This window comes from Streptomyces sp. Je 1-332, assembly GCF_040730185.1.
In the GTDB taxonomy this organism is placed as follows: Bacteria; Actinomycetota; Actinomycetes; order Streptomycetales; family Streptomycetaceae; genus Streptomyces.
In genome coordinates this window covers 4,640,505-4,659,608 of record NZ_CP160402.1, presented here as the reverse complement: position 1 = coordinate 4,659,608, position 19,104 = coordinate 4,640,505, and the positions used below count along the sequence as shown (strand labels likewise).

The window sequence follows — 19,104 nt, the reverse complement described above, 5'->3', positions numbered from 1 at the left end:
CGGGCTCCTCGGCTCCGGGGCTTGGGCGAGCCCTTGATGCGTACGCAGCCGCGGGGAGTTGGTCGCGACTCGGCTCGGGGCTGCCGGAGCTGGCGGGGATTGCGGCTCTTGGGACGCAACCACCGGCCCCACAAAGCTCGTTGGGTCGGCGGCACCAGGTGCACATCGCGACGTGCGACGACTGCACCTAGGCGGCGGGGCCACGCCGCCCCCGACCAGCTCGGCACCACCCTGCTGACCTTCGGCTACGACGAGACAGGCCGCCTGACCGAAGAGTTCAACTCCTCGGGGCTGCCCATGCGTTACACATACGACGACGCGGGCCGCATCACGTCCTGGGCCGACCGCAACGGCTCCACGTACTGGTATCGCTACGACGACCAGGGCCGAGTCACAGCCACCGGCGGCACCGGCAACGCCCTGGCCTCCATCCTCACGTTCGAGGAGACCACGCACACCACCCGTGTGACGGATTCCCTCGGTCACATCCGTGTCTACGAACACAACGACTCCCACCGCCTGATCCGCGAGACCGATCCGCTGGGCCACGTCACCACTCAGGAGTGGGATGACGAAGGCCAACTCACGCGTTCGTCGATCCGCTCGGGCACACCACCCGATCTCGATATGACGAGGATGGGCTGGTGGTGTCGGGGACCCGCCCGGCCGGCCGGGCACGACCGCCACGTACAACGAACTCGGACTACCGACATCGGTCGCGGAGGAGGATCAGAGCCTGTGGCAGCGGGAGTATGACGAGCGCGGCAATCTCACCAGCGTCACGGATCCGGCTGGCGCCGTGAGTCAGTTCAGCTACAGCAGGGCCGGCCATCCGGCCGCGATCACAGACGCACTCGGCCACATCAAGCGACCTGAAGCAGGCTCGGAACGGCTTGGAGGGAATCCGGAAGCTCCTGACAAAGGAACTACAGAACCCCACCTGCGACAATAACTGCACGCGGCAGGGAGGTGCTGAGCAGGAAACGCAAGGACACCATCGTGGAACTTGAGCGGCTGAACCGCTTCCTTAACTCCATTGGCCACGGATGACGTTGATCCGTACTTCGAAGATCGTGGTCACACTACAGTGTCACTGTTTTCACGCCGTTTCGGCCAGCACTATGAGAGGACCCGATGATGTCCAAGCCTCCTGACCGCGATTGCTCGCTTGAGCAACTGGAGGGTCGGCGCTGGCCTGAACCGCCCACCGACGCGACCCCCATGGTCCAGAACGTGCACGAGCTGCGGCACCGCCCCATCGGGGCATTGGAGCCGCACGAGTTGGCCCGCCTGATCACTCAGGACGAGGGGCTTTCCTGGCTTCTGCCACTTGCCGTCGAGATTCTGCGCGAAACCGCGCCGCAACAGGCAGCGGGAGGATGGTTCGATGACGACCTGTTGTACGCGGTCGTCTCAAGAAAGCCAGAAGTCTGGGCCGCTGATCCCGACCTTGCACGCGAGCTCAAAGAGGTACTTGCAGGACTGCACGGCCTTTCACGCTACGTGAAACAAGAGGTCGAACAACTCCTCAGGTCGCTACCTGAGAACAATTGAGCCCTCCGAGCTGGTGGACGAAGAGGGGGCCATCGCTTGGCGGGCGCGCACGACGCTATAGGGCTCTACAGCGTGGTTGATGGACAGTCACGCCTACACGCCTCTTAGATTCCCAGCGCAGCACTACGACCAGGAAACCCCATAGAGAGCCCACGGTGCCGATAGGTGCGTTCGATACCAACGCCCTCAGCCGCCGCCCTCCGGAACCCGACGTGCCACCCGCATTGGGCCGCCGGGACCAGCTGCATATCGCGGCGTGCGACGACAGCGCGGCGGCGGCGCGGACACAAACGCCACTCAGCCGATCGGGCCCCAGTCACGACGCGGCCGCACCGGCTCGGCGTGCCCGGAAGAGGCCGCCGGCCCCTGGGTCCGCCACCGGGACGCCCGAACCATCCCCCACAGCCCCGCCACCCCACCGACGATCAACGGCATCGTCATAAAGGTCCCGACCCCCAGCGAGAACCAGCCCCCGTCGTCCCCGCTCGCCAACTGCCGTATCCCGGTGACGAAGAGCGCCACGACGGCGACCGCCCAAGGCAGCACCCACGGCCACGGATTGGGATCCGGCACCGGTTCCGCACGCCGCCCCTGACAGAAGGCGGCGTACCAGTACCGGGCACACCACCAGGCAACGGCGAACATCGACACGGCACCGGCCACGAGCCCGGCGCGTGCGAGTTCCCCAACGGCACCGTTCACGGCCGAGACCGAAAGTCCGACCCCCACGAGCGACATGCAGAGAAACAACATCGTGCCGACGGCCAGCCGGTGTCGCCGGCCACCTTCGAGTGCGCGGGGCGATATGTACATGCAATCCACCCTAGGCGGGCCTCCCGGGCAGTCACACGCTCTCCCGCAGACGCCGCCCGCACCCACACACCCAGCCCCCGGCACACGGACGATCCACTCCAGTACGGTCAATCGCTGCCCCTGGCAGTCTCGGTCGCCCTGCGCTTCGACATGCCTCGGCCCCCGCGACCGGCAATGTGATCACCGGGGCCGGACCGTCCGCGCCACAGCGAGCGGCACCCCCTCGGTAGCCACCACGCGGTCCGGGTCTTCCGCCACTCCACCCCCCACATATAGCGTCGGCTCGCCGAAGACACCCCCCCCACCCCACCGGGAGCCGACTGTGAACCGCCGCGCCATGCCTCTCGTCACCGCGCTCGCCGCAACCGCGGCCTTGGTCCTCACCGCCTGCGGAGGCGGGGATGACGGCAAGGGCAGCAAGGGTGGCGATTCCGACAATGCGGCAGCAGAGTCCTCAGCGCCTCCCGCGGAGAAGAAGCCCGCCAAATCGGCCGCGCAGCTCTCCCTGACCAAGAACGAAGTGCCCGCTCACGCCATCGTGGAGCCCGCCGACGACTACGCCTTCGCGAAGTCGAGGGACAACGTCAAGGTCGACAAGTCCGTCTGTGCCCCGCTCGGTTATGCGATGGGCCAGTTTCCCGTCGGCGCCCCGCAGGACAGCTACCTCCGCGTCGCCGAGGAGAAGGAGTTCACCGGCGCCTTCACCTACATCACCCTCGCCACGTACGCGCCCGGCGAGGCACAGGACGCCATGGCTGACATGACCAAGGCGGTCAGCGCCTGTGCCGGCGGCTTCACGGCGAAGGGGGACAAGGCCTCCAACGTGTACGAGTCACTCGCCTCCGAGACCACAGGGGCCGCGCCCACACCCGGAGCCGATGAGTCCCTGTCTTTCAGGGCCACGACCAAGTACCAGGGCGACTCGCACACCGTGCGCACCCAGGCCACCCGTCACGGCGACACCATCGCCATCTACTTCGCGATAGACGGCAACGCCTACCTGCAGGCGCGCACCGGCAACGCAAAGATCTTTCCTGCGGTCGTCAAATCGCAGGAGAAGAAGCTGAGTTGAGCAGCTGAGGCCGATTCGGCGATCGTGAGTCACGACACGATGACAGTTCGTCGAAATGAGGCGACTTGTCAGGCTAGCGGCCCTGGCGGAACCAACAACCCCACAGTTAACGTCGGCCCTTTGGAGACCCCTCGCCCCACCGGGAGCCGACCGTGAACCGCCGCACCATGCCTGTCACTGCCGCGCTCGCCGCGACCGCAGCCTTGCTCCTGACGGCCTGCGGCAGCGGGGACGACGGCGCCAAGGACAACGACAAGATCGCCGGCGCCGACCAGGGCGGTGCAAAGGAGTCCGCGTCCCCCAGCGCTCCGGCCGACGCCGGCATCGATCGCCCGAAGATCACGCTGCCGAAGGACGACATCCTCAAGTTCGAGGACGCCAAGACAGGTGACGCGAAGAAGGATGCCGTGCTCGCGGACAACGCGGAACGGCACCGCGCTATCGACTCCGCCATCATCAAGGGCGAACCCAGTTCCGAAGCGGTCCAGTTCTACTCGGAGGGCGACGCCGCGGCCAGCGCCATCCAGTGGATCAAGTCCGTGGTGGACGACGGTTACTCCGTCACCGGCACGGTGCGGTTCTACGACCGCAATGTGCAGTTCCGGGCCGATGGGTCCGCCCGGCTCACCTATTGCGGCGACGAGAGCAAGTGGTTCGGGAAGGACCGCAAGACCGGCAAGCCAGATAAAACTCCGGTGACGAAAAAGTCCTACGTCTTCTACGACGCCAGCCTCAAGAAGAGCACTAAGGGCGTGTGGAAGACCACTGCCGTCTCGTCGGAAAGAGGAGCAGACCAGTGCCAGCCGTGAGGATGCCTCTGCGGAACGTTGTGTTGGTTCTCGCAGCCACAGGAATCTCGATCGTGCCCAGCACCGCCTTCGCAGACGGGCCCGGCGGCGGCTCGGAAGGAAGCGTCGAGCAGTCCGGAGACAGGAACGACGAAGAGATCGAGTCCGTAGTCCGGTTCGACCTCTCCCGCAACGGCAGCGGCCCGTCCAGCGGCCCCATGACGGTGAAGTCGTCCGACTGGTCCCCGCCCCCGTGCTGGTACGAACCCAAGTACACGCCGGAACAGCTCAAAGCTGACCACATGAAGACCAAGAACCTCCCCCACGCCAGTGGGCTCGGTGAAGCGGTCGCCGAATTCGAGAAGCATTACGTCGAAGGCCACCCCTACAAGAACTACAACATGGACAAAAGGGGCAAGGGCATGTTCTGGGACCGTGCCGCCCTGCCCTACGAGGAGGGCGGCGACATCTTCGCCTGCAAGAAGCCCCCCTTCTGGGTCGACAACGGGGAACCCCCGGTGGTCGAGAACGCGGTGACGCCCGAGATCCTCGCCGAACTCGCCTACGCACGGATCAAGATCCCCGGTACCAAGGTCGCTCTCGCCCCCGAGAACGTCACGAAGGTGAACCTCCACACCTGGGCCTGGCTCGACAAGGCGAAGTTCAAGCCCGTGTCAGTGACCGCGTCCCTCAACGCGGGCGGCCAGAACATCGAGGCCACGACCACCGCCGAACCGCTATCGCTCAAGATCGAGCCCGGCACGAAGGATGCGCAGAGCCACCCCGCTTCGGGAGAGTGCGCGATCAACAAGGACGGCAGTATCGGCGTCCCTTACGCCCGGGGCAACGCCGAAAAGATCCCACCGTGCGGCGTGACCTACCTCCGCTCGTCCGGCGACGGAACATACGAGCTGAAGGCAACCGTCACTTGGAAGGTCACCTGGAAGGGCACGGGCGTCCCGGGGGGAGACCTGCCCGCCGGCGCCTTCGGCACCACGCAGAACATCACGGTCGAGGAAATCCAGTCCATCAACCGCTGAGGCGACGGAGCCCAGTCGCAGCAGAGCCACATCGACCTGCCCGGGAGCACGGTGTGTCGGCCGAGAAGGGCTAAGGTGCGAAAGGCCACGGCGGCCGGCGGCGCGTACGCGTTCAGGCCACGCTGATCCGGGCGGCGAAGGCGTCGAGGTCCTCCATGGCTCCGAGCACACGGCGTGGGTCCGGGGCGGCCACGATGACGACGACATCGCAGCCGGCCTCCTCCGCCCGCCACGCATACCGCACACCCGCGACAATGGTGCGCTCCGCGCCGGTCTGCGTATAGCGCAGGGACCGCAGACCGGTGCCGAGGAGTCCGGTGCCGAAGTCTTCCACGATCGGCTCCTCGACAAGGTCCGCGTCGTCCGTGGTCACCAGGGCCCGCAAGGTCTCCTCACGCTCGCCGTCCGATTCGATGGAGGCCACGTACACGGGCAGCGGCATGAACCGAGGGTCGGGCAGGTGGAGGTAGACGTCGAATCCGGGGTGGCTCTGCGGGAACTGTTCCGCGCAGGCGCGCAGCGTGGCGGCCAGGCCCTTGAGGTCCTTGCGAGTCGCCTCCGATCCGCTGTCGCCCCATGCCGCCTCGGACATGTGACGGCTCCACTCCTTGGGGCCCTTCCACGGCGTCCCCTCCCAGGAGTTGGGAACCTGCATCCACAGGTCCGGGTCGTAGTCCACGTGCGGCCAGCTCACGAGCGGCTCCATCGGAAGGTACTCATCATCGCGTCGAACAGTTCCACGAAAAGGTCGGCCAGCTCATCATCCGGCTGCCCCGCGCCGACCGTGGAGAACACCACACTCACCCACCGTCCGGGGTCGTCCGGCACCGGGATCACATAGTCGACCCTTCGGGACGCGAGCTCCGAACCGTCCTGATCGGCCTTCGTGGTCCGTTCGGTACGTACTCCAGGAGCGTGGTCCACCTCGACGGAGCTGGTTGTCCCCGCACGACCGGGAGCTTCGAGGAGGCGCCGGGCCACCGCCGAGGGGTCGCTGGCGACCTCGTCGGGGAACCGCATCTCCGACACCACGATGGAGGCGGCGACGACGATGCCGTGCATGCGCTCAAGCGGCAGGTAGAGGTCGAGTGCCTCAGCCTTGCGCGCTTCCTTGACGGCGTCCTTCAGGCGGCGCACCAGCTCGCGCCGGTACGGCCCGATCCTGTCCTGCGGTGCGTCCGCGGGAAGCGTGGCGAAGGCGTCGTCGACGATGCCCCGTATCGCCTCGTCCGTGCCCGTTCGCATCGGGATGCGGGCCCACTCGGGCGGCAGGATCAGCTGGTAGCCGCGAGGGGCCACACGGCGGTCAGTCATGGTCGGCCTTCGGCCGGCGGTCGATCTTCACGGGCGCTGTTCTCTCTCGCAGGATACGGAGTTTCGGCAACGCCCACTGAGTAAGCGGCGCTGCCAGCGGGATCAGTACGTAGACGATCGACCCGGTGGCGAATCCCGCCAGGCAGTTGAGGAGAGAGCCGCCGAAGACCACCATCGGGACGCCAAAGTCCCGCTGAGGCGAGCGTTCGTACTTGAGGATCAGGCCGATCACGAAGGCCGTGGCGACCGTACTCACGGGGCCCAGCACAAACCGCAGAACAACATGCGCGACATCGTCCGAGACAGCACCTGTGATCATGGCCGCGCAGAACAGCAGCGGGGGCACCAGAGCGATCACGCGCACCACGCCGACGTCCCTGGCGTAAGCACTCGCCTGCTCCTCCGCCGCACGCTCCTCCTCCTCGCGGCTGCGGGCCAGCGCGGCGAAGTAGCGTTCGCCGGGCTCCAGGCGCTTCCTCCGGCTCACCAGGTGGATCCGACTTCGGCCGTGTACTCGTTCTTGTAATCCTGGAACGGCTCGAAGTACGGCTTGTCCACGGTGTCGCTGGCGCCAAGGGCCTTGCCGCCCAGGTCGATGCCCTGACCCGCGGCGAAGACCTGCTGGCTGTGCCGCAGATAGTCCTCGGCTCCCTGACTGGCCGCGTGCACGCCGTCATCAGCCGCATAGGCCGCCCGCGTCTTCATGATGTCCTTGTACGCCACGGCCGCGTCCTTGTCTCCGCCCGCCTTGATGATGTCCATCTTGCTGACCTTCGGCAATGGTGCCTTCTTGGCCAGCATCTCCGCGCCGTCACCCGCCTTGCCGGCCAGCTTGTTCGCGTTCTCGATGGCCTCCCGCGCCGCCTTCCGCTGTCCCTTGGTCGCGCCCTTGGCCGCCAGGGTGCGTCCCGCCTGCCCGTACACCTTGTTCATGCCGTTCTTCGCGGCGCTGGTGGCAGCCTTCTTCGCGCCCTGCCCGGCGGCCAGCCGGGTGGCGGCCTGGCCGGCCTTCAGCCCGGTCACGGCGCCACGGCCGAGGCCCATCGTGGCCAGTGCGAACACGTCGAGGGCGACGTCCGCCCAAGAGCCCTGGCCCGCGGCGGCCATGCCAACTCTCGCCACAAGGACCGCGATTCCCGCAGCCAGGACGATACCGATACCGATGCCGGAGACGAAGATGGCCGCGATCGCCAGGGCTGTCGCCACGTAGCTGGCGATCTCGATGACGACCTTCAGCCAGCCGGCGTTCTTGTCGACCCAGTCCTTGACGTTGTCCCACCAGCTGTCGGTCAGCGCATCGTCGTCGATGGCCTTCTCGATCAGCCCCGCGTGGTGGTCAGCCGCGTCGTCGTAGTCCTGCTTGGCCTTCTTCAGGTCCTTCTTGGCCTGTTCCTCGTCGCTGGGGGCCAGGTCCAGGGCGGTCCCGGCCTTCGTCTGAGCTGCCTGAAGGTCGTCCGCCCAGCCGGACAGGTGCGTCTTGACCGTCTCGTAGCGACCGGCGGCCTGATCGAGCTTCTTGGCGAGATCTCCGGCCCCTTCCGTCAGGGTCTCGGAATATTTCCCCTTCAGGCCTTCCTTCTTCGCGATCTTCTCAAGCTTGTCCGCCTGGTCGCGCAGCTTCTTCGCGACGTTCTTCATGTGCTCGACTTCTTCCCGGATCTCCTTGGGATCACCGGGTACGGGGTCGACGGCCGCGAGAGGCTTCCAGTCCACGGGACGGGCCATGGTTACTTCTCCTTCTTTTCCCGTCGCGCCTCGCGGGCCGACTCCTCAAGTTGCTTGTCGAGCTTCTCGAAGTTTTTCCGACAACTGCTGACAAATCCGCCGACCTTGTCGATCTCCCCGACGAGCTCCTTGCGGTGCCTGTCCCAGTTGTCGACGAACTTGCCCATCGCGCCGGCCATGCGGTCCGCCCCGAGGGCCGCCTGAATCTCCTTCTTCCAGTCCCCAATCCCCTTGAACTCGCCCTGAATGATGGCAAGTTGCTTCTCTGACGCAGTCAGCAATTCGATATCGACCGTGAGATCCGACATCTCCAACAGCCCCCGTTCACTAATCGACAAGTGGGGATACCGACCCGGGCCCACCGACGACCCCGGCAATTCCACTCTCCTGACCTCACCTAGACGGTAGGGCGGTCCTGGCCCAGGTCAATACCCCCACGAGCTCTGCGGCACGCTCGGCGCGGCCGGTGAAGACCCCCTCCGGGCCGACGCGACGGCCTTCCGGACGGGCAGCTGCAGCGACCCCGCCCCCTCCGGCCGCAAAACCAGCTGAGGAGTTCACCGTCTCGGACTGCACGTAACGACGGGATGACAGTCCATCGAAATTGCGTGGCTTGTCCCGTTATCACCTTGGCGAAACGAAGAACCCGGCGGATACCGTGGCCTGTTGGAATACCCCTCGCCCCACCGGGAGCCGACTTGAAACGCCGCACCCCCCACCTGCCCGTCACCGCCGCAATCGCCGCAACCCTTCTCCTGGCCGGCTGCGGCAGCGGATCCGATCCGGGCGACAAGATCGAGGGGGCGGGCAAGGAGGAGAGCGCAAGCACCTCGAGCCCCACGGCATCCGCCACTCCCCCTGCCAAGGTCTCCGACTTCGGCCTCCCCGACGACATCAAGGTCGAGATCGAACCGAATCAGACGGGCGACAAGGCGAAGGACCAGATCCTCAAGGAGCAAGCCGAGGGGCTTATGGCCCGGCAGCGGCTCTACGTGGACCTGGATCCCAATTCACGCTACCTGACCCGCTATTACGCCGACGAGGCGCGGGAGTTTTACGTCGGCGAGATCAAGAAGTCCAAGTCAGAAGGCCGCACCATCACCGGAACGTACCGGTATTACGACCGAAAGGTCGAGCAGAACACCGACGACCGCGCGATCGTCACCTACTGCGAAGACCGGACCAAGGCGTTCGCGAAGGACATCAAGTCGGGCAAGGCCTTGAAGGTGAAGCCAAGCCCGGAGGACTTCATCCGCAATACCGCAACGCTCAGGAAGACCGAGCACAACACCTGGCTGGTGCAATCCTTCCGCGGCGAGACCGCGGCGAAGGAGTGCCAGTGAACCGGCTGGCTCGCACCACCGCCGCATCAGGCATCGCAGCCCTGTTGACCCTTGGTTACGCGGGAACAGCGAGCGCAGGCGACGGCACCGGGAGCTCGGGTAAGCCACCCGGCGGTGGCGGTACGTCCGGCGACGGCGCCATCGGCGCGAATGTGCAGTTCGAGACCAACTTCAAGGGCGACTCAGGGGCTGACTACATAGCCCAGAGCGAAGGGCCGTGGGAGCCACCCTTGTGCTGGACTCAACCCAAGTTCACACCGAAGCAGTACAAGGAAGAACAGAAGAAGACCGCCCCCATTGATCCCAACACGGGAAAGACCCTTCCCAGCTGGAACGATGGAAAGGACTTCCACGAAGGCGACGAGGGCGCCTGGTGGTACCGGACCTACGCCGTGGATCAGCTCAAGTCGGGCAACGTCAAGCTCGGTGACATGGAGAAGTGCACCACGATCAAGGGCGTGCAGTGGGTCGAGGAGGGAGATCCTCCCCAGGACGCCATCTCCCCTCTCGCTCTCGCGGGCCTCGCCTACGCCGAGACGAAGCTCCCCGCGCCTCCGGTCACGCTTCGTCCGGCCGCCGGTAACCAGTTCGTGAACCTGCCTACGCACGTCAAGTTCGGCGCCCCCCTCGAGCGGGTGTGGGTCACTGCCAGCTTCAACCACCTCGGCGTCAACCTCAACGCCACCACGGTCGCGACTCCTGTCGCCCTGCGCGTGGACGCGGGCACGGGCTTCGCCGATCCCAAGACCTGCAACTACGACCTCACCAAGGCCAAATCGGGCTACAAGGTGGACACATCCAAGGCCGGCTGCAACATCGCCTACCAGAAATCCTCGGGCGACGGCTCCTACCCGCTGCAGGCTCAGATCACCTGGAAGGTGACCTGGACCGACTCCGCCGACCCTGACGGCCCCGCGCAACAGCCGGCGCTACCGGATGGCTTGTCCACTTTTGAGCAGGACGTAACGGTCAAGGAAATCCAGTCCATCAATCGCTAGCGTCGGTGGACAGATCCCACCGCGCCGGAGAAAGCGCCGCTGATCACCCTGCAAAAGGAGCAGAAAGCCACATGTCGGACGAACAAGATCGTGAGCCCGGTCCGTGGGAGTACAGGGCACGTGAAGGAATCATCAGGAAGATGATTCCCGGTGACGTCATCGCCGCAGTACCAGCTGCCCGGGAAGCCGCCGAATCCGAGGGCCGCAGGCTGCAGTTCGACTTCTTCGACGACGAGGCAGTCCTGAAGATGCTTCGCCTTCGCCACATTGATGACAAACAACTCTACAGCGCCGGAGCGAAAGCCGGACTTCCCGCAGGATTGATCCCCTTCGGGCTCGTCCTCTACTGGGGTGCCTACGTCCGGTACTGGGAGTCCACCAGGAACCAGTCCCTCTTCTATGCAGGGGCCGGACTCGTCGTCGTCCTCACGCTTGGGTACTTCGTCATGATGTTGATCCGGCAGTGGGGTAACCGCCCCCGCCAGAAAGTGCGGGCCAGGGCAGCCGCGTACCGGAAGATCGCGCACATCGCGGCAGAGAACGGCGGCGACGTGCCGACCTTCTACCCGCACTACGGGCCGTACCCCTTCGCCGCGAATTTCCATGCCGACGCCGCTGAACTCGACCTGCCGGAGAAGGACAGGTTCTGAGCAGTTCTGTGGCTGCCGCTCCGTTCAGGAACGGGTGGGCACCGTCACAGCACCCACCGCAGCGAGCCTGCCATGGCATCGCACAACTGCCCCATGGGGCCAGCCATCCCCGTGAGGGGTGCCGAGAAGGAGAGCACCAAGTAGCCGGCCCCGCCCGGCATATGGACATGGACGTCCAGAGTTGTGGTGCCCAGCACGCGCACGGCGGTGCCCGCAGCAAGCTCCACAACGGACACCTGTCTCCCGACACTACCTTCGGGCTCTCTCGCTTCGAGCCACGTCGCGTACCTTTGTGGGTCGGCAGGCGTTTCACCCAATGGCACCAGGGAGACCAGCAGTGAGGCGGGCAGGCCACCGTCCGGCGAGGTCGTCAGGAGAAAGAACTCCATGGCGCCATGCGCCCGACCGGCCTCCGCGGTGTTGCGCAGAGTGACCCAAACGTTCCGCGCCAGGTCCGGGGAGACACCGCGCCCAAGCACCTGACCGTCCACAAAGGTCTTTAGCTGGCTACGCCAGCGGTCTTGCGTGAGGTCGACGCGGTACCACTCGCGGGGAACCAGCAAGCGGTAGTCCTTGGGGACCGCAGCGGGTGGCGAAGCTGCGGCCCTTGGCGATTCGTTCACCCTGGCATCACCAGAGGCAACCCGTGCTCGTCGAAGAACCGGACGCTCTTCACTACACCGGCGAACATGGCTGAGAAGGTGTCCCATCCTTCGGCGGTCGGCGTTCCCATCTCCAACACCAACACGGTCTGATTACTGAGCGGAATCTGGACCTGGATGAACGACGTCCAAATGGGCTCGTCCTCCCCTGAGTCCGTGAGGCTGCCGTCCACGCTGGCGTGCCGAGCACCGATGCAGGTCACTGCCGGACCACAGGGCAGCTTCACCTCGTCCACCTGCCCTATATCCAGGTGTCGCATGGTGGTGGCGATGAAGCCCGCCGGTTTGGTCCCGGCCCTTTCGTCCAGGTCCATGAGGCTGACGTTCACAGTGGCCGTACAGCGAACACCGTCGACCTCCGTCACGACAAAACCGGCGTACTGAACTCCCGCCTCGATGAATTCGTCATAGTTCGCCCCGCACATGGCAGCCCACTCGCGCTGTACTTCCTCACTGCCGCCCGGTAGTGACCGTTTAGCCAACTCCATCAGTTTGTCTGCGAGTTCATCCAGGTCGTCCGCCTCGAACGGGAGCTCAAGAAACCCTTCAGGCATGACCCAGCGAACATCTATGCCGTCGCCTCCCAAGAGGCTGCTCCGGCTGTCTTCAATAGTGTCGGTAGTCAACTGTGGAACCTGCTCTCGGTCGCAAAGTCATCGGGCACTTCCTAAGCCGCCAAGGCCGCATTGAACGGCTTCGGGGAGGCACTGGGTGCAGGCGAAGGCTGAGGACTAGGAGAAGGCTCGGGCATGGGCTGAGCCGGCTTCGGCTCCTGGTATCCGGTCCTCTCGCCGTTCTCCCCGTTGCGCATCCGGTTCAAGGCGCTTGCGAGGCCCAACCCCTTGACAACTGCTGTGACCTTCTTCCCGTCGAGGAGTTCCTCGGGTCCTCTCCTTAGGACCTTGTTGGCCACGGTGACAGAAATACCGTTCAGGAATGTGTGCCCGACACCGCGGTAGGCAGCGCCTGCACTGAAAGTGCCGAGGCCCTTGATCTTTGACAGTCCCTTGAGGCCTTTGAGGGCCGTGAACCCCTTAAAGACGCCCATACCAGGCATCACCCCCAGTGCATCGGCGCCCAACTTCATCCAGCTGACCTTCCCTCCGCGCACCGTCATGTCATACGCATGGCCCGCCAGCGCGGCAGCACTGGCGGCTACGGCAAGGCCCGCGAGGATGGGAACGAGCGCCTGAAGCGGCGGAACGAAGGCACAGATCACCGCGAGCACGGACAGGACGGCGGCGATGTTCGAGAGTCCGTCAGCCCAGTCTGCGAGGAGATTCATAAAGCCCCCCGGGTCCCGGACGTCGTCATGATGCACGACATCCCTGATATGCCGAGCGGCCTTGTCGCCCGCGTCGTCATATATCTCCCTGGCATCCTTCACCAGTTTCCGAGCGCCGCCGATGCGAAGCAGCGCGTCGGCCTTCTTCTCCTTCCAGCGCTCGTAATCTTCCTTTTCCCCAGCGGGAACGTTATGGGTGGGGTACTTCAAGTCGTACTTCTGGACCTCGCGCTCCGCGAGGTCGAAGTCCCCTTTGGCTTCGCGATAGTCGCTCAGCGCCTTGTCCGCCTTGCGCTGCGCTCTGCGCATTTCACCGGCGAACTCATTCGACCCGCCTTCCCGCACCTGCTCGCCGAGGGCCTTGGCGGCCTCGTCGTAGCGCTCGAAGGACTTCTTCAGCTTGTCCCCCGTACCGCCCGCCATGTCATGGAAAGCGCGCCCCGCGTCGCTGTCCCACCCCTCCACGGAACCAAGGGCCTTGATGACGCGGGACTGCTCGTCGATCATCTTGGCCATCTTGCGGAGCTTGCGCCCCAGCTCGGCTACTTCCTCGGGGTCCCCCGGGGTGGGGTCGTCATGCCAGAGGGGCGGCCAGTCGCTGTCCGTCCTGCTCACTTCTTGCCCTTCTCTTCCGCCTTGGCAGCTCGGATCGCCTCGGCCAGCTTGTGGTCGATTTTCTCGTACTCCTTGGCGGCGATCGAAGTGAACTCGGCCAGCTTCTCAAGCTCCTTCATGAGCTTCTTCCTGGTTTTCTTCCAAGTGTCCCCAAAGTCCGAGAACGCATCTTTCAAGGGGCCATGGCCCACGGCGCTCCCGTATTCGTCCGCGGGGTTGCCGTTGCGCTCGAACTCGTTGTGAATCTTGCCCATATCTCGCGATGCCTGCTTGATAAGAGCGATGTCAGCCTTGGTGTGGTCCGCCACGGGACCCCCTCCCCCGTCCGATTTCCTGACCGGTTTATACCCACACGTGGCGATGAGAGGGCCCGGGATGCCCGCTCCCAGCCCTCTCATAGCACGTGGTACCGGATAGCCTAACGACGTATCAAGGTGTTCTGCGAAGCCGACGAGGAGGGCCTGTCCCTACACCGGCATAGGCGTAGTAACCGTCCGCGTCTCCCCGTCCCCGAGGTGCAGCAGGCCGCTGCCCGGAGTGATCGGGCCGCCGACCGTGCTGCGCGTCGTGCGGATGCCGATCAGGTCGCCCGCGGAACTGTCCTGCGGGGACAGCAGAATGCCGCGCCGCGCCTTCTTCGCGTCGACCTGCCAGCCGGAGAAGCCGCCGCAGATCTCCTCCTCGTCACCGGCGATGACGACGGCGAGACCCTCCTCGCCGCCCCGCTGGACGATGCGCTTGAACACGTCCTCCGCGTCACAGTCGTCCAGCGACTCGGCGTCGTCGACGAGCACCACGATCGGCTCCTCGCGCGTCGCCGTCGCCAGCGCCTCCTTGAGGTCGTCCTCCTCGATGTCGTCCTCCGCGAACACCTTCAAGACGCCCTCGCGTCCGTCCAGTTCACGCAGCGGCGACTGTCGCGGAGCGGCGATCACCAGGCGCACGCCCTGCCCCAAGTAGGAACGGGCGAAGTTCATCAGGACGGTGCTTCGGCCCGACTTGGCGGGGCCGCCGATGACAAAGGCCGGCATCCCCTGGCCCAAATCGGTGCCCAGTCCCGTCAGTTCGTCGCCTCCGACGCCCACCAGGGCCCACAGGGGCGAGGCCGGGAGCGAGGCGTCCCGAAGGCGCCACGCGTCGTCGAAGGAGATGCGGGACGGGAGCACGTCGACCCTGAAGGGCCTGCGGGCACGCGGGACGTCGGCATCCCGCTCGGCCGCCGCCTCGCCGATGGCGGTGAGGGCCGCCGCCTGTCCCTGGCCCGTGACGTCTTCGCTCAGCAGCGCGAACTGGGTCTCGGTCGCGGTTCCGTTCTGGAAGGCACGGCCGGCGGCGATCTCGTCCGGCAGCTTGCGCGCGTTGATGTCCAGCATCGAGAAGTCCGCGCGGTCGGAGAGCCTCAGGGCGTACTTGTCCTCGGTGAGCGAGGAGATCCGGCCCGAGAGGATCTGCCGGTCACCCGTCATGATCAGATGGATGCCGACGCTCGCACCCTCCCGCATCATGGCCATGATCTCGTCCGTCAGCACACCGTGGTCGTACTCACCGAGGCCCGGAAGCCAGCCCTCCCAGCGGTCGAGCAGGATCACGAGGTGCGGCAGCCGTTCGTCCTCCGGCACGGCGGCCCGCTGCTCACCGATGTCCGCGAACCCCTTCTCCGCGAACACGTCCTGGCGGCGCGTGAGTTCGGCGCTCAGTCTGTTGATGAGGCGGATGGCACGCTCCGTCTGCGAGCGGCTGACGACCGCGCCGCAGTGCGGCAGCCGGGACAGGGCGTTGAGCGCGCCGTTGCCGCAGTCGATGCCGTACAGGTGCACGTCGGCGGTGGAGTGCGTGCGGGCCAGGGAGCCCGCGATGGTCCGCAGCACCTGGGAGCGTCCGCTGCGGGGCGCACCGCCGATGAGAAGGTGACCGAAGGTGGCGAAGTCCACCGCCACCGGGATGCGCGCCTGCTCGGATGGCAGATCCGCGATGCCGTACGGGGCCGGGGCCAGCGCCCCCGCGCCCTGCGCCGGCGGGATCTCGTCGAGGAGCAGGGTGTCACCGAGCGCGGGCAGCCAGGGGCTGTGCTGAGCCGGAATGCGCATCGTGTCGTTGGCCTCGCGTACGGCGTCGACCAGCACCTTGAGGTCGGTGATCTCCTCGTCCTCGCGGGCCTCGCTCTTGGGCTTCACGAGCGCGGGCCTGCCGAGGTCCTGCCACTGCAACGGGCTCGACCAGGGGGCCAGAGCCTGCGGGTCTGCCGCCCCGGGCCTGCGACCACCGACACGTCCCGACTGGAAGGGGATCAGGGAGGCGTGTCCGAGTCGGACGTACGCCCGTCCTGGCGTGCTCTTCGCGATGTGCCCGGCCTCGGGAGAGTCGATGACGTCGCTGGACTCACCGCCGTCGGTCACGCGCAGCGCGATGCGCAAGTTGGTGTTGGCCCGGATCTCGGGCGAGACGACACCGCTGGGCCGCTGCGTGGCGAGCAGGAGGTGAATGCCGAGGGACCGGCCTCGCTGAGCGATGTTGACCAGGCCGGCGACGAAGTCCGGCAGGTCACGCACCATGGACGCGAACTCGTCGATGACGATGAGGAGTCGGGGCACCGGCGCGTGCGAAGGGTCGCGGCGTACGAGGTCCTGGTAGTCCTCGATGTCCTTGGCGTCGGCCGCGGCCAGGATGTGCTCGCGCCGCTTGAGTTCGGCGCCCAACGACTCGAGGGCGCGCTCGACAAGGTGCGCGTCGAGGTCGGTGACCATGCCGACCGTGTGCGGCAGCTTCACACAGTCCTTGAACGCCGAGCCGCCCTTGTAGTCGATCAGGACGAAGGTCATGGACTCCGGGGTGTTGGCCACCGCGAGCGCGGCCACGATGGTCTGGAGCAGCTCCGACTTACCGGAGCCGGTCGTACCCGCGATCAACCCGTGTGGTCCGTCCCGCCGCATGTCGATGCCGAACGGGCCGTCGTACGACTCTCCGATGACTGCCATCGTCGACTGACCGCCCATGCGCCAGCGCGCCGTGATGGCGTCACCGGTCGGCGGCTCCAGTTGAAGGACATCGAGCAGACGGCTGGACGCGGGCAGCGCGGAATCCTCGGTCTCGCCGCTGATGTCCCGCAGTGGGGAGAGGGAGCGGGCGAGCCGGGCACACCAGGCGGGCGCGACGAAGTCCGGCCGTACGTCGCTGATGACCCTGGCGCCGGTCTGGTGGACGCGCAGCCGCAGGCCCGAGCTGTTGTCGGCGTCGGCCGCGGCGGACCCGGAGTGATCCCAGGCGCCGAAGGAGGGGAACCCACCGGGAGGGGCCGCGGGCGCCGCACTCGTGGGCCGCTTGCCTCTGCGCCGATCGGAAGTGGTCCCCGTGCCCTTCCCGGCGCCCTTCTCGGCGTCGGAGACCGGACGCGGCTCGGCGACGACGACGGCCTGGCACTCGCCGGGCAGGAATCGCTCCTCGGCGTCGATGCAGAGCGAGAACATCGCGACCGTGGGTCCTTCGCGCAGGAGCCGCACCACACCGGGCATCGACCGCAGCCGCCTCGACCCGTCCCACATGATGACGATGTCGGGGTCGCCGAACGAGGTGGCGTCCCGCTGGCCGCCTTCCTTCTTGGCCTTCTGGCGGGCGTCGAGGATCTGCGTCAGCTCGCCGATGCGGGCGCCCACGGTCTCCGAGTCGACGCCGATCAGGACATTGGCGTGGTCACCGACGGGGCGGGAATGGGGCAGCCAGCGCACCCAGTCCCAGCTCTCCTGCGCCGAGTTCTCCGTGAGGACGTAGAACAGCACGTCCATCGGGCTGTGCAGCGTCGCGGTCTGGGCGACGGCCCAGCGGCCCAGTGCCCGTGCCGTGTCGTCGGGACCGGCGATACCCACCACCCCGACGTCCCGCAGCGGCAGGGCCACCGGGACGTCGTCGATCTTCCACGTGACCTGACGCCGGTGTTCGTCCTGCTCCGGGTCGTCGAGCACGACCTCGGACGGCAGCCGGCCGGTGCCGAGGCGCAGCACTAGGTGGTCGGCGTCGGCCCGCCTGCGCTCCCACAGCCGACTGCGGGGGCCGGTGGCCAGAGCGAGTACGAGCGCGGGGTCCGGAACGGCCTGGATCCGGTCGAGACGCTCGGTGACGAGAGCTTCCCGCGCATCCTGCTCGATGCGCGCCTTCTGCTCCTTGTACTCCTTCACCTGCTTCGCGTGCGACTGCCGGCCGTGCTTCTTGTCCATGAAGTAGTTGCCGAAGAGCATGATCGGGCTCAGGGCGGCGATGATCAGGAACTGCCAGCGCCCGAAGACCCAGGCGGAGACGACGGCGGCGACCAGCGGCATGAAGGCCATGAGCCACGGCAGCGGCCGGGCCTCGAAGTCGCGAGGCGACTGGGGCAACCGGAAGGTGGTCTGCCGGTCGGAGGGACGCAGCCGCGGCGGTCGGTTGTAGTCGAGTCCGGCGCCGTCATCGGACCACTTGAGCGCGGCGTCGGGCGGCGAGTAACGGTGGAGTTCGAGCAGCGTGTTGCCGATGGCCAGCTGCCCGCCGACCGGCCACTCATCGCCGTCGAGTTCTTGACCGTCGAGAGTGACACCCTCTTTGTCCCCGTGTATGGCGACCTGGCATATCCCGTTCACATTGACCGACAACGCGACGGCCCGGTCCGCGAGTTCGGGGTCATCGACGCGTACGTACGACGCCGCACCCCTGCCGATCTCGTAGCGTCCGACCCCGAGCCGGTGCACGGCTCCGGCGGCGGGCCCGCTCGCGACGCGCAGCTCGACCAGACCGGCCGGCTCTCCGGGAACGCACCCGGCGGGATCATGCAGGCTGACGACAGCCCCCTCACGCAACGGGGATCCGACCACCGTCGCCTGGGGGTCGACGGCATACCCGTCGACGAAGACGGCAGGCGCGCCGTCGTTCGGCAGCCCGGCCCCGCCGATTGCACCGCGTCCATTACCGATGGCGATGACCTGCGCCTGCGGCCCTTCATCGACATACCCGACATGTCGCCCCAACTCACGCGCGATGTCCCCGACAACAGACTCGGGGTCGACATCGAGCACCACATCGGAGCTCATGCCCCTCATGGGATCGACGACGGTCAGGGTCAGGCGCACGCTCGTCCTCCTCGTCGAACCGAGGTCCGCCCCGGCCGGAGCACGGACCACTGTCCATGGTGTCAGCGCACCCTATCCGTCCCGCACTTCCCACCCGCAACCACCTTTGTGCACGCCCTCACGAAGCCCTCACGCCCCAGAGGACTGTGCAC

Annotated in this window: 20 protein-coding genes and 1 pseudogene; 10 read left to right on the top strand and 11 right to left on the bottom strand. The window is 66.4% G+C overall.

Annotated elements, in window-relative coordinates:
- Window positions 1-36: 36 nt before the first annotated feature.
- The 4 genes and pseudogenes from ABXJ52_RS21180 to ABXJ52_RS21165 form a co-directional block, all read left to right on the top strand.
- Window positions 37-552 (top strand): annotated as a pseudogene (locus ABXJ52_RS21180) (RHS repeat domain-containing protein); the annotation flags it as partial.
- Between the two features lie 92 nt (window positions 553-644).
- Window positions 645-803 (top strand): hypothetical protein, encoded by a 159-nt coding sequence (locus ABXJ52_RS21175; RefSeq protein ID WP_367044197.1) that lies wholly within the window; start codon window positions 645-647, stop codon window positions 801-803.
- Complete coding sequence (locus ABXJ52_RS21170; RefSeq protein WP_367049158.1) at window positions 737-952, top strand: RHS repeat domain-containing protein; 216 nt, start codon at window positions 737-739, stop codon at window positions 950-952. Before ABXJ52_RS21175 ends, ABXJ52_RS21170 begins: the two co-directional genes overlap by 67 nt.
- A 185-nt stretch (window positions 953-1,137) precedes the next feature.
- Window positions 1,138-1,554, top strand: coding sequence for a contact-dependent growth inhibition system immunity protein (locus ABXJ52_RS21165; protein ID WP_367044195.1), 417 nt, complete (start codon window positions 1,138-1,140; stop codon window positions 1,552-1,554).
- A gap of 297 nt (window positions 1,555-1,851) precedes the next feature.
- Here ABXJ52_RS21165 and ABXJ52_RS21160 read toward each other — a convergent pair whose 3' ends face one another.
- Window positions 1,852-2,256, bottom strand: coding sequence for a hypothetical protein (locus ABXJ52_RS21160; RefSeq protein WP_367044194.1), 405 nt, complete (start codon window positions 2,254-2,256; stop codon window positions 1,852-1,854).
- A 448-nt stretch (window positions 2,257-2,704) separates the two neighbouring features.
- On the opposite strand from ABXJ52_RS21160, the gene ABXJ52_RS21155 reads away from it, so the two are divergent.
- The 3 genes from ABXJ52_RS21155 (at window position 2,705) to ABXJ52_RS21145 (ending at window position 5,267) form a co-directional block, all read left to right on the top strand.
- Window positions 2,705-3,439 carry a hypothetical protein gene (locus tag ABXJ52_RS21155; RefSeq protein WP_367044193.1) on the top strand — a complete coding sequence of 245 codons (735 nt, stop codon included), beginning with the start codon at window positions 2,705-2,707 and terminating at the stop codon, window positions 3,437-3,439.
- A 167-nt stretch (window positions 3,440-3,606) separates the two neighbouring features.
- On the top strand, window positions 3,607-4,248 hold the full coding sequence (locus tag ABXJ52_RS21150; protein WP_367044192.1) for a hypothetical protein: 642 nt from the start codon (window positions 3,607-3,609) through the stop codon (window positions 4,246-4,248).
- Between the two features lie 53 nt (window positions 4,249-4,301).
- Complete coding sequence (locus ABXJ52_RS21145) at window positions 4,302-5,267, top strand: hypothetical protein (RefSeq protein WP_367044191.1); 966 nt, start codon at window positions 4,302-4,304, stop codon at window positions 5,265-5,267.
- 112 nt (window positions 5,268-5,379) lie between these two features.
- On the opposite strand, the gene ABXJ52_RS21140 is transcribed toward ABXJ52_RS21145, so the two are convergent.
- Genes ABXJ52_RS21140 through ABXJ52_RS21120 form a run of 5 tightly spaced genes read right to left on the bottom strand, consistent with a single transcriptional unit; the run spans window position 5,380 to window position 8,614 of the window.
- Window positions 5,380-5,961: a hypothetical protein gene (locus ABXJ52_RS21140; protein ID WP_367044190.1), complete on the bottom strand. Its 582-nt coding sequence runs from the start codon at window positions 5,959-5,961 to the stop codon at window positions 5,380-5,382.
- Window positions 5,958-6,581, bottom strand: coding sequence for a hypothetical protein (locus ABXJ52_RS21135; protein ID WP_367044189.1), 624 nt, complete (start codon window positions 6,579-6,581; stop codon window positions 5,958-5,960). The genes ABXJ52_RS21140 and ABXJ52_RS21135 overlap by 4 nt, the downstream gene beginning before the upstream one ends.
- Window positions 6,574-7,068: a hypothetical protein gene (locus ABXJ52_RS21130; protein WP_367044188.1), complete on the bottom strand. Its 495-nt coding sequence runs from the start codon at window positions 7,066-7,068 to the stop codon at window positions 6,574-6,576. Before ABXJ52_RS21130 ends, ABXJ52_RS21135 begins: the two co-directional genes overlap by 8 nt.
- Entirely contained in the window at window positions 7,065-8,306 is a 1,242-nt protein-coding gene (locus ABXJ52_RS21125; protein ID WP_367044186.1) for a putative T7SS-secreted protein, read from the bottom strand. Before ABXJ52_RS21125 ends, ABXJ52_RS21130 begins: the two co-directional genes overlap by 4 nt.
- A 2-nt stretch (window positions 8,307-8,308) precedes the next feature.
- Window positions 8,309-8,614, bottom strand: a complete 306-nt coding sequence (locus ABXJ52_RS21120) for a hypothetical protein (protein WP_367044185.1) — start codon at window positions 8,612-8,614, stop codon at window positions 8,309-8,311.
- Between the two features lie 390 nt (window positions 8,615-9,004).
- On the opposite strand from ABXJ52_RS21120, the gene ABXJ52_RS21115 reads away from it, so the two are divergent.
- The 3 genes from ABXJ52_RS21115 (at window position 9,005) to ABXJ52_RS21105 (ending at window position 11,297) form a co-directional block, all read left to right on the top strand.
- Complete coding sequence (locus tag ABXJ52_RS21115; RefSeq protein WP_367044184.1) at window positions 9,005-9,649, top strand: hypothetical protein; 645 nt, start codon at window positions 9,005-9,007, stop codon at window positions 9,647-9,649.
- Window positions 9,646-10,647, top strand: a complete 1,002-nt coding sequence (locus tag ABXJ52_RS21110; RefSeq protein WP_367044183.1) for a hypothetical protein — start codon at window positions 9,646-9,648, stop codon at window positions 10,645-10,647. The genes ABXJ52_RS21115 and ABXJ52_RS21110 overlap by 4 nt, the downstream gene beginning before the upstream one ends.
- 71 nt (window positions 10,648-10,718) lie before the next feature.
- Complete coding sequence (locus tag ABXJ52_RS21105; RefSeq protein WP_367044182.1) at window positions 10,719-11,297, top strand: hypothetical protein; 579 nt, start codon at window positions 10,719-10,721, stop codon at window positions 11,295-11,297.
- A gap of 44 nt (window positions 11,298-11,341) precedes the next feature.
- On the opposite strand, the gene ABXJ52_RS21100 is transcribed toward ABXJ52_RS21105, so the two are convergent.
- The 5 genes from ABXJ52_RS21100 to ABXJ52_RS21080 form a co-directional block, all read right to left on the bottom strand.
- Complete coding sequence (locus ABXJ52_RS21100) at window positions 11,342-11,860, bottom strand: hypothetical protein (protein WP_367044181.1); 519 nt, start codon at window positions 11,858-11,860, stop codon at window positions 11,342-11,344.
- Between the two features lie 56 nt (window positions 11,861-11,916).
- Window positions 11,917-12,585 carry a hypothetical protein gene (locus ABXJ52_RS21095; protein WP_367044180.1) on the bottom strand — a complete coding sequence of 223 codons (669 nt, stop codon included), beginning with the start codon at window positions 12,583-12,585 and terminating at the stop codon, window positions 11,917-11,919.
- Between the two features lie 41 nt (window positions 12,586-12,626).
- The gene (locus ABXJ52_RS21090) at window positions 12,627-13,859 is read right to left on the bottom strand and encodes a putative T7SS-secreted protein (RefSeq protein WP_367044178.1); all 1,233 of its coding nucleotides are present in this window, start codon (window positions 13,857-13,859) and stop codon (window positions 12,627-12,629) included.
- Window positions 13,856-14,167, bottom strand: coding sequence for a type VII secretion target (locus tag ABXJ52_RS21085; protein WP_367044177.1), 312 nt, complete (start codon window positions 14,165-14,167; stop codon window positions 13,856-13,858). Before ABXJ52_RS21085 ends, ABXJ52_RS21090 begins: the two co-directional genes overlap by 4 nt.
- A gap of 159 nt (window positions 14,168-14,326) precedes the next feature.
- Window positions 14,327-18,952 (bottom strand): FtsK/SpoIIIE domain-containing protein, encoded by a 4,626-nt coding sequence (locus tag ABXJ52_RS21080; protein WP_367044176.1) that lies wholly within the window; start codon window positions 18,950-18,952, stop codon window positions 14,327-14,329.
- Window positions 18,953-19,104: the final 152 nt, after the last annotated feature.